Source organism: Streptomyces sp. SAS_281 (genome assembly GCF_052542855.1).
The window spans coordinates 1-6,256 of record NZ_JBMNDO010000211.1 but is presented as its reverse complement, the minus strand read 5'-3'; the positions used below and the strand labels follow the sequence as shown (position 1 = coordinate 6,256).

Annotated in this window: 10 protein-coding genes; 6 read left to right on the top strand and 4 right to left on the bottom strand. The window is 71.7% G+C overall.

The window, feature by feature from the left end; genetic code table 11:
* Nucleotides 1-45: 45 nt before the first annotated feature.
* On the bottom strand, nt 46-705 hold the full coding sequence (locus tag ACN6LM_RS37350; protein ID WP_445069874.1) for a TetR/AcrR family transcriptional regulator: 660 nt from the start codon (nt 703-705) through the stop codon (nt 46-48).
* Nucleotides 706-757: 52 nt separating this feature from the next.
* On the opposite strand from ACN6LM_RS37350, the gene ACN6LM_RS37345 reads away from it, so the two are divergent.
* Nucleotides 758-1,534 (top strand): MBL fold metallo-hydrolase, encoded by a 777-nt coding sequence (locus tag ACN6LM_RS37345; protein WP_445069873.1) that lies wholly within the window; start codon nt 758-760, stop codon nt 1,532-1,534.
* Nucleotides 1,535-1,553: 19 nt separating this feature from the next.
* Here ACN6LM_RS37345 and ACN6LM_RS37340 read toward each other — a convergent pair whose 3' ends face one another.
* The 3 genes from ACN6LM_RS37340 to ACN6LM_RS37330 all read right to left on the bottom strand — a co-directional run bounded on the left by ACN6LM_RS37340 (nt 1,554) and on the right by ACN6LM_RS37330 (nt 3,667).
* On the bottom strand, nt 1,554-2,486 hold the full coding sequence (locus ACN6LM_RS37340) for an erythromycin esterase family protein (protein WP_445069872.1): 933 nt from the start codon (nt 2,484-2,486) through the stop codon (nt 1,554-1,556).
* A 91-nt stretch (nt 2,487-2,577) separates the two neighbouring features.
* Nucleotides 2,578-2,844 carry a DUF397 domain-containing protein gene (locus tag ACN6LM_RS37335; protein ID WP_445069871.1) on the bottom strand — a complete coding sequence of 89 codons (267 nt, stop codon included), beginning with the start codon at nt 2,842-2,844 and terminating at the stop codon, nt 2,578-2,580.
* The gene (locus ACN6LM_RS37330; protein ID WP_445069870.1) at nt 2,825-3,667 is read right to left on the bottom strand and encodes a helix-turn-helix domain-containing protein; all 843 of its coding nucleotides are present in this window, start codon (nt 3,665-3,667) and stop codon (nt 2,825-2,827) included. The genes ACN6LM_RS37335 and ACN6LM_RS37330 overlap by 20 nt, the downstream gene beginning before the upstream one ends.
* A 113-nt stretch (nt 3,668-3,780) precedes the next feature.
* On the opposite strand from ACN6LM_RS37330, the gene ACN6LM_RS37325 reads away from it, so the two are divergent.
* From ACN6LM_RS37325 to ACN6LM_RS37305, 5 genes are all read left to right on the top strand, one after another.
* Complete coding sequence (locus ACN6LM_RS37325) at nt 3,781-4,017, top strand: hypothetical protein (protein WP_164399438.1); 237 nt, start codon at nt 3,781-3,783, stop codon at nt 4,015-4,017.
* Nucleotides 4,014-4,253: a hypothetical protein gene (locus ACN6LM_RS37320; protein WP_445069869.1), complete on the top strand. Its 240-nt coding sequence runs from the start codon at nt 4,014-4,016 to the stop codon at nt 4,251-4,253. The genes ACN6LM_RS37325 and ACN6LM_RS37320 overlap by 4 nt, the downstream gene beginning before the upstream one ends.
* Before the next feature lie 17 nt (nt 4,254-4,270).
* A complete protein-coding gene (locus tag ACN6LM_RS37315; protein ID WP_445069868.1) occupies nt 4,271-4,681 on the top strand; it encodes a HEAT repeat domain-containing protein in 411 nt (136 codons plus the stop codon).
* A complete protein-coding gene (locus ACN6LM_RS37310) occupies nt 4,675-5,508 on the top strand; it encodes an inositol monophosphatase family protein (protein WP_445069867.1) in 834 nt (277 codons plus the stop codon). The genes ACN6LM_RS37315 and ACN6LM_RS37310 overlap by 7 nt, the downstream gene beginning before the upstream one ends.
* A 112-nt stretch (nt 5,509-5,620) precedes the next feature.
* Nucleotides 5,621-6,226: a Uma2 family endonuclease gene (locus tag ACN6LM_RS37305; protein ID WP_445069866.1), complete on the top strand. Its 606-nt coding sequence runs from the start codon at nt 5,621-5,623 to the stop codon at nt 6,224-6,226.
* Nucleotides 6,227-6,256 lie beyond the last annotated feature (30 nt).

Genomic DNA, 6,256 nt, shown 5'->3' with positions numbered 1-6,256 from the left:
CCCCCCCCCCCCCCCCCCGGCCGTACGTCTGCGGCGACCACGCGCTCAGCGCGTGTCCCGAAGCGCCGAGGTGAGCATGCCGGTCAGCCAGTCCTCGTAGGCGTCGGCGTCCCAGCCCCGGGCGGCGGTGAGCTGGGTGTACAGATGGGGGCCGGTCAGGGCCCACCAGGAGTCGGCCAGGCGGGCCGTGTCCACATCCGGGGGCAGGACGTCCGTCCGGGCGAGGTGGGTGATGAAGGCGGTCACTCCGGTCAGGCGTTCCTCCTCGCTTGCGGAGAGGACCTGGCCGACCTCGGGGCCGGCCTGGGCGAGGAGCGCGGACAGGGCGGCGAGGCGTTCGTGGACGCCGCGGACGAACGCGGCGTACAGGCGGAGCTTGGTGCGGGCGTCGCGCGTGGCCAGGACGGCCTGGAGCTGAGGGCGCTCGGCCATGGCGAGGGGCTCGTCGTCCCCGGCCAGTGTGACGTCCCACAGTGCCTTGAGCAGTCCGGGTTTGCCGCCGAACGCTTTGTAGAGGGTCTCGGGGGAGACGCCGGCGCGCTCGGCCACCGCGCGGATGGTGGTGGCCCGGTAGCCGTCGCGGAGCAGCAGTTCACGGCACGCCGCCAGGATCGCGGCGCGGTTGCGGCGTGCGGCCTCCTGCCGGCGCCCCGAATCGTATGGTCTGCGCGGCGTCCCGCTGGGCATCTCGCTCGCCTCCCTCATCCATTACAGTCGACTGTATCGAAATGTGTCCGTCTCCGCTCCGGAGGACCGCATGAACCGCTCCACCCTCTCCGACCGGCGCGTCGCCCCCGGCGTGGACCGCCTCGGTGACGACGTCGTCAACTTCTACCTGGTCGAGGAGCCCGATGGTCTGGTTCTTGTCGACGCGGGGTTGCCGGGCCACCTCGATCAACTGCGCGCACACCTGGCAGGCTCCGGCCGCTCCCTGGCCGACATCCGCGCCGTGCTCCTGACGCACGGACACCCCGATCACACCGGCCTGGCCCCCGCCCTCCGGCAGGCGGGCGCAGACATCTGGGTCCACGAGGGCGACGCGGCGATCCTGCGCGACGGCCCGCGCAGTGCCATGCGCCACGCCAAACCGGAACGCTCGATGCTGCCCTACCTCCTGCGTCGGCCCGCGGCGATCGGCACCCCGTTGCACCTCGCCCGCGCGGGTGCGTTCACCGCTCCCGCCACTCCCGGTGTACGCACCTTCGGCGCCGACGGGCGGCTGGAGGACGTCCCCGGCGCACCGAGGGCCGTCCTGCTGCCCGGCCACACCCCGGGCAGCGCCGGATACCTGTTCCCCGCCCGGGGGCTGCTCTTCACCGGCGACGCCCTGGTCACCCAGGACGGCCTGACCGGCCACACCGGCCCGGCCCTGGTCTGTCGCGGCTTCACCCACGACAGCCGCGCCGCCCTGACCTCGCTCGACCGGCTGGACGAACTCACCGGGGCGACCCTGCTCCTCCCCGGCCACGGCCTGCCCCTCACCGGCGACGTCCGCACGGCCACCGGCCGGGCCCGGGAGACCGGCGCACGCTGAACACGCGGTGGCGCCGGCCTCAGGACAGCGGCCGGTACGGCGTCACCTCTTCGGTGTGGATCACGGCGTCGAACCAGGTGGTGAGCGAGGCGCCGGACATGTGGTGGGAGTCGTCGTGCCGGGGGTCGTACGTCGGGCCGATCAAGCGTGTCCGGGTCGGGGCGTCCAGGACGCGGCGCACCGGCTCGGGGCGGGGGAGGGCCAGGTCCAGGAGGTACGCCGGCCTGTTTCCGGCGGCCGCGCTCAGTGTGCTGTCCACGAAGTCCGGGCTCGGTGCGGGCAGGGCTTGGCCTATCGAACCGTGCGCCACGGTCAGGCCGATGGAACGGAAGCCCGTTCCCATGCGCTCACGCAGGTAACCGCCCATGTTCTGGTGCGTTTGCGGGGGTGCGGAGGGGGATACGGACACGGTGCGCGGGTTGCCGATGGCGGTGTGCGCCATGCCGCCCCAGTAGACGACCTTGTCTCCCGTGTGCCGCTGCCACCAGGCCGCGCCGTCGGCGAGTGCGCGTTCCGCTTCCGCCAGGGCGCTTGCCTGTGCGGCCGGTGGCTCCGCGAGACGTACCGGGTCGTCCGGGTGGCGCTCGTTGTACGACCGCATCCACCGGACGAGGTCGAGGATTTCGGCGGTCCGCCAGAACGCCCGCGCCTCCGCCAGCATGGCTGCCGGGTCTCCCTCGCCGGTGGCCACGTACCCCGCCAGGCCGAGCCGGCCGGGGTCGTCGCCCTCCAGGACGACGCTCCGGAACCCCTCCTCCTCCACCAGCAGGCGCACGATCCGGTGCGCCGTCACCGACAGTTCGCGCGTCTGCCGGGTGGCGGCGCCCAGCGCCACGATCTTCGCGTCGCGCACCAGCGGGGCCAGCGGGCGCAGGTCGTCCAACGGCTCGTCCGGCTTTCGCGCGGTGAGCGCGTGGGCGTTCTCCCTGATCCATTCCGTAGCTGTCTGCATGGGGGAGATCGTGTTGCTTCAAGCATGGTTGAGGTCAAGGGGCCGGTACCACCGTGCGCGTCAGTGGTACCGGCTTCCGGTTCTCGCCGCGTCAGCCGTGCTTGAGGTCGGTGACGAACTGCTGCCACGCGGCCGTTGCGAACACGACCGCCGGGCCGTCGGTGACCTTGGAGTCGCGGACGGGGACGATGTCGGGGATGCCGTCGAGGACTTCGAGGCAGTCGCCGCCGTCGCCGCCGCTGTACGTGGACTTGCGCCAGGTGGCGACCTCCACGCAGTTGCCGCCGTCGCCGCCGCTGTAGCTCGACTTGCACCAAATGGCCGTGGACAGGTCGTAGTTAGAACTGTTGTGCCTCATGCTCGTAATCCTCCGCCACCGACTCGATCAACGCCAGGGACGCTGCCGGTGAGAGCGCGCTGGCCACGACCAGATCGTAGGTGAGTTCGTACTGTCTGACCGTTGCCGGATCGTCCTGCAGACGGCCGATGCCCATGCCGTCCACGTAGGCGAGTGGTGGTTCGTCGGCGAACGACATGAGCTTGAGCGAGCCGGTCAGGGCTGCGTGGGCACCTGCGGAGAACGGCAGTACTTGCACGATGATCCGGTGCTGCCTTATCAACTCGGTGATGTGGCGCAGAGCTTCGGCCATGCATGCGGGCCCGCCAACCTTTCGACGTAACACCGCTTCGTCCAATACGGCCCACAACATCGGCTGTGTTGGATCGGCGAGGAGTCGTGTTCGGTCGAGACGCGCTGCCACCAGTTCATCGATCACGCACTCGACGGCTGTGGGCTGGTACTCCCGGAACACCGCTCGGGCGTATGCCTCCGTCTGCAACAGGCCCGGGATGAGCTGCGGCGCGTACTGCTTGATCTCTGTCGCCCGCGCCTCCGCCTCCGCTGCCTCCGCGAAGTGATCCGGGTACTTCGACTTCTCCAAGGCCGCACAGTTGCGCTTGAAGAAGCCGTCCGCGCTCAGGATCTCGTCGAACTTGATCGCCTGGTCCATCTGCATGCGGCGGTAGCCGTTCTCCAGCTGGCCGATGAAGGAGCCGCTGACGTACAGCAGCTCGCCCAGATCGGTCTGGGAGAGGCCCGCGCGTTCTCTTCGGTGGCGGAGTTCCGCACCCAGGAGGGCTCGGGGAGAGGAGGAGGGGTCGAGCTTCCTGGGACCTGGCATGACAACTCCCTGTTGCACACGTGCGTTTGTTGGGCCTGCGCCCCTTCCAGGCTAGCGAGAGAATCACCACTCTGGGTATGCATCGTCGTTACTCAGTGTGGAAGGAATGGATCATGACGACTACGGAACGGCGCAGAGCGGCAGTGGCGAAGATTCGGGAGGCCGAGGAGGTGGTGGCGTCGCTGAGAGAGGGCTTCGCGCGGGCCGGGGTGAAGCTGCCCTCGCTGCGGATCGACGCGGCCTCGTGCGCGGGTGACGACCCGGCGGTCCTGGTGGACCTGGGGCGCTGCAACCTCGCGGCTGCGCAGCAGCTCAGCAGGGTGCTGGCGGAGAAGGCGGCGGCCTCATGACGGACGGGGACGGCCCGGAGGCTTGTACGCCGGAGCCGGGGTCGTTCGCCGTGGACGTGCGGGACGGCCGGATCGGCCGGGTGATGGGGCGCGTGGGGCCGTACGTGCGGCTGCGGCCGCCGGGCGGTGGGCCGGCGTGGGACTGCCCGGCGGACTCCGTACGGCAGGCGACGCCGGGTGCGGTGCTGCGGGCGCGGGTGACGGAGATCAACCGGGAAGGGCAGTTGCCGAGGTGAGCGCGTGGGAGGCGGGCTTGGCTGCGGCGTCGTCTCCCTCGTGGGAGCGGCGGACGCGTGCGGGGCGGGACCTCGCGGCCTTCGCGGAGGTGCCGGAGGTCGCGGAGGCGTTGGTGCGGCTGCCGCTGGACGCCGAGGACACGGCGGTGACCCGGCGGACGGCGGAGGCCCTGGCCCGGATGGGGACGACGGCGGCGGTGCGGACGCTTGCTCGCGCGGTGGCCGGGGCGGACGACGGGCAGGCGGACCGGCTGGGGACGGGAGTGCTGGACGCACTCGCGGATGCGGACGCGCCGGACGTCGCGGCGGCCTGTGCGGCGCTCGCCGGGGACCGGGATGCGGCGGTCCGGCGGGGGCCGCTGAGATCGCCGCGTGGGCTGGGGGGAACGGCGCCCGGAGCGCCGGGAGTTAGCCTGCGGGGATGGTGACCATGGACATGGAAAGCGATGCGCACGTCGCCCTGCGGGCCGCGTCGGCGGGGGCGGCCGTGGTGCGCGAGATGTACGGGGCGTCGCTGGCGCGGTACGAGAAGGGCGGGGGTGACTTCGCCACGGCCGCCGACATCGCGGCGGAGGAGGCCGTCCTCGACGTGCTGCGCGCGGCCCGGCCCGATGACGCGGTGACGGGTGAGGAGAGCGGGGCCACGGGGGCGGCCGGGGCGGGTCGCCGGTGGCTGGTGGACCCGTTGTGCGGGACGCTCAACTATGCGGTGGGCAACATGCTCGTCGCGGTGAACGTCGCGCTGCGGGACGCCTCTTCCGGCATCGTGGCGGCGGCCTCGGCCGATCCGTTCAGCGGCGAGGTCTTCTGGACGGACGGGGCGGGCGCGTGGGCCCGGGGGGCGGACGGCCGGGATGAACGCCTCATACCCTCGGCGGAGTCCCGGCTGGTGGACCTGAACCTCGACCCGCCGTTCCCGCACGGGGCGGAGTTCCGGGCGGCGGAGCTGCTGGTCGCGCCGGAGTTCTCGGGGGGTGGCGCGGGGGCCGGCTTCCGCCCGCGAGTCGTCTCCAGCACGGTGGCCGTCGCGTGGGTGGCTGCGGGGCGCCGGGCCGCGTACATCACCGACGGCGGCCCCGGCCTGCGCCTGGACAGCGTCCACTTCGCGGCGGGCATCGCGCTCTGCGAGGCGGCGGGCTGCGTGGTGACGGGCGTCGACGGCCTGCCGGTGGACCGGGGCGCGGGCGGGTTGGTGGTGGCTGCGGACCGGGAGACGCATGGGGCGCTGCTGGGGCTGGTCCAGAGGCAACGGTGAGCGGCGCTCGGTGCGTCGCTCACACGAACGTGGGACGCTGAGGAATGCGGCCCCGTGCCGTTAAACCGCCGATCTACGCTCCCCGGACAGGCTTCAGAAGAAGGGACCCGCGATGACCGCCGCGATGGTCGAACACCAGCAGGACCCTGAAGGCCGCCAGTGGGACTACCTCCTGCGCACCTGGCAGGAGCTGGACGTGCCCGAGGGGTGGCGCGCCGAGATCGACGAAGGGCAGATCGTCTTGGTACCGCCGCCGCACGCGCATCACAACGGGATCGCCGCCAAGGTGCAGCGCTGCCTCTACGGGAATCTGCCCGACGTACTGGAGATCTACCAGACGCTGGGCGTGCACGTCGCCCCGCTCGACAAGCTCTACGTCCCCGACCTCGTGGTGATGCCGTCCGAGCTGATCGACGCCGCCGATCCCGACGTCAGCGCCCCCATGGACGCCTCCGAAGCATTGCTCGTCGTGGAGATCACCTCGAAGGGCAATGCCCGCGAGGACCGTACGAAGAAGTACCGCGCCTACGCCCGGGCCGGGGTGCCGATGTACCTGCTGATCGACCGGTTCGACACCCGGGGCGCCATGGCCACCCTGTTCACGGAGCCGGGCGAGCACGGCACGTACAAGCACTCCGACGCGGTGCCGTTCGGTAAGCCGCTCGCGCTTCCCGCGCCGTTCGACGTCACGCTGCCCACGGACGGCTTTCCGGTCTGAGGCGTACAGCAAAGCGGGGGCACCCCTCGT

Excerpts from the sequence above, each read along its gene's own strand:
- ACN6LM_RS37350 (WP_445069874.1), bottom strand. The coding sequence starts at position 705 with ATGAGGGAGGCGAGCGAGATGCCCAGCGGGACGCCGCGCAGACCATAC.
- ACN6LM_RS37345 (WP_445069873.1), top strand. The coding sequence starts at position 758 with ATGAACCGCTCCACCCTCTCCGACCGGCGCGTCGCCCCCGGCGTGGAC.
- ACN6LM_RS37340 (WP_445069872.1), bottom strand. The coding sequence starts at position 2,486 with ATGCAGACAGCTACGGAATGGATCAGGGAGAACGCCCACGCGCTCACC.
- ACN6LM_RS37335 (WP_445069871.1), bottom strand. The coding sequence starts at position 2,844 with ATGAGGCACAACAGTTCTAACTACGACCTGTCCACGGCCATTTGGTGC.
- ACN6LM_RS37330 (WP_445069870.1), bottom strand. The coding sequence starts at position 3,667 with ATGCCAGGTCCCAGGAAGCTCGACCCCTCCTCCTCTCCCCGAGCCCTC.
- ACN6LM_RS37325 (WP_164399438.1), top strand. The coding sequence starts at position 3,781 with ATGACGACTACGGAACGGCGCAGAGCGGCAGTGGCGAAGATTCGGGAG.
- ACN6LM_RS37320 (WP_445069869.1), top strand. The coding sequence starts at position 4,014 with ATGACGGACGGGGACGGCCCGGAGGCTTGTACGCCGGAGCCGGGGTCG.
- ACN6LM_RS37310 (WP_445069867.1), top strand. The coding sequence starts at position 4,675 with ATGGTGACCATGGACATGGAAAGCGATGCGCACGTCGCCCTGCGGGCC.
- ACN6LM_RS37305 (WP_445069866.1), top strand. The coding sequence starts at position 5,621 with ATGACCGCCGCGATGGTCGAACACCAGCAGGACCCTGAAGGCCGCCAG.